Genomic DNA, 1,185 nt, shown 5'->3' with positions numbered 1-1,185 from the left:
AGGTGAGTGGTGAAGATATCGGTGGTACCACTTCCATCAGAGCGATGCACGACGGTAATCGGCAAATCCGGGAAAGTCACCTGTGGGTTAAGGCCAGCCAGCAGGGGATCGTTCCAGTTCTTGATCTTGCCCAGGAAGATATTCGCCAGTGCCAGGCGGGAAAGGCGGATTTCGGGGCCCACCCCAGGAATGTTGTACGCTGCAACTAACGCTCCGCCCACCATGGGTACAGAAACCATCCCTTTGGGAGGGTTAGCCTCATTCTCAATTTGGTTGATCTCTTCAGGACGGGGCACGCTGTCACTGGCACCGAAATCGACCGTGCGGGCTACAAACTGCCGACGACCCGCACCGCTTCCTACAGACTGATAGTTGACCTGGATGTTAGGGTTTTTCTTGCCAAACTCTTGGGCCCAAGTTTGATAGATGGGGGCCGGGAAGGTCGCCCCAGCGCCATTGATAGTGATGGTCTGCCGAGCAAACACCCGCTGCCAATTCGTCTGACTGGCCGCAAAGCCGGCAACAGTGGCAGATAGAAACTTCAGGAAAGAACGACGCTCCAAGGGGTGCAACGTCACCATACAGATCTCCTCTCCCAGATGAAGATAAAATCCTAGCCCGGATCTAAAAAAGGCTACTTCACTCGAGAACCTTACCCAACCCAATCAAAACTCGTCGGGCTGGGTATGCCACTACCGCCTGGAAGCTTGGAGGCAACCCTCAAGCTAGGCCTGCGATCCTCAACAAGCCTTCAACCGATCGCAACATCCCAGGGATCCCTTTGAGCACGCAGGGTTCCCTCGGGAACGCTCCATTGAAGACTTCGCCAGTCCGCGCAGCTACTATAACGTAAAGGCCAGTTGTTTTTAGTTAAAACGAGGTTAAGCCCAGGTTATCTCTGGGGATATCCGCCAAATGTTGCAAACCCCTCAAGGGATCCCCTTTGGTGTCAGCCACTCTATACCCTCTGCTAAGTATTTCCTGAAACAAATAACCTTCCGCATTTTCCGCATTTTTGGTTTAGAAACAAGGTGGCTTCTTGTCTTCCTACCGGGGTTGCGAGCGGCAAGAGAGCTTCATCGGCAATGAGCTCCGAGAAGGGATCCCTCATGCCAAAGGGCTGAGGCGTAGGGGGCAGCTTGCTTTGGAGTTTATAGTCGTTTCAGGCTAGGGTGAGACGCCTGG

Annotated in this window: 1 protein-coding gene; it reads right to left on the bottom strand. The window is 53.8% G+C overall.

Annotated elements, in window-relative coordinates; genetic code table 11:
- Window positions 1-581, bottom strand: a 581-nt coding sequence (locus NW815_RS13665) for a phosphate ABC transporter substrate-binding protein PstS (protein ID WP_414416129.1), incomplete at its 3' end; no start/stop codon positions are given.
- Between the last annotated feature and the right edge of the window lie 604 nt (window positions 582-1,185).

The organism is Synechococcus sp. R6-7, from assembly GCF_047461695.1.
Taxonomy (GTDB): Bacteria; Cyanobacteriota; Cyanobacteriia; order Thermostichales; family Thermostichaceae; genus Thermostichus.
The sequence above is the reverse complement of the archived record's forward strand: the minus strand, read 5'-3'. Positions and strand labels throughout refer to the sequence as shown.